The sequence below is a fragment of the Devosia sp. P1_H9 genome, assembly GCF_056405135.1.
Window position 1 is genome coordinate 1 of the sequence record NZ_JBFUCQ010000026.1, and the last position, 704, is coordinate 704.

A 704-nucleotide genomic window follows, 5' to 3' on the forward strand; every position below is an offset into this window, starting at 1 on the left:
AAGCCGATCAGCCGGCTGACCGATACGATGGGCGCGCTGGCCCAGGGTAACCTCGAGGTCGAGGTGAAGGGCGCTGAACGCAGCGACGAGATCGGCGACATGGCCAAGGCCGTGCAGGTGTTCAAGGAGAATGCGCTGAAGGTCACCGAGATGACCGAGGGCGAGCGGACGGCATCAGCGCAGCGGCGGGTCGAACGCACGCAGATGATGCAGGCGCTGCAGAAGGCGTTCGGCGAAGTGGTCGACGCCGCGATTGACGGCGACTTCTCCAAGCGGGTCGACGCGGAGTTCCCGGACGCGGAACTGAACGCGCTGGCGCATGGGGTGAACGAACTGGTGTCGACGGTCGATCGTGGGCTCGGCGAAACCGGCGAGGTGCTCTCCGCGCTGGCGCAGACCGACCTGACGCAGCGCGTCAACGGCCAGTATGGTGGCGCGTTCGCACGGCTCAAGGACGATACCAACGCGGTGGCAGAGCGGCTGACCGAGATCGTCGGGCAGTTGAAGGGCACTTCGCGTGGGTTGAAGACGGCGACGGGTGAAATCCTGTCCGGCGCCAATGATCTTTCCGAGCGCACCACCAAGCAGGCGGCGACGATCGAAGAAACGTCGGCGGCGATGGAGCAGCTTTCGGGCACCGTGCTGGCCAATGCCGAGCGCGCCAAGGATGCCTCAAATGTCGCGGCGACTGTGACCCGCACGGC

The 704-nt window shown here is 65.9% G+C and carries 1 protein-coding gene; it reads left to right on the forward strand.

Features of this window, described 5'->3' with window-relative positions; translation table 11 throughout:
- A partial coding sequence (locus AC1DYL_RS22765) for a HAMP domain-containing protein (RefSeq protein ID WP_477174895.1) occupies nucleotides 1-704 on the forward strand: 704 nt, incomplete at both ends.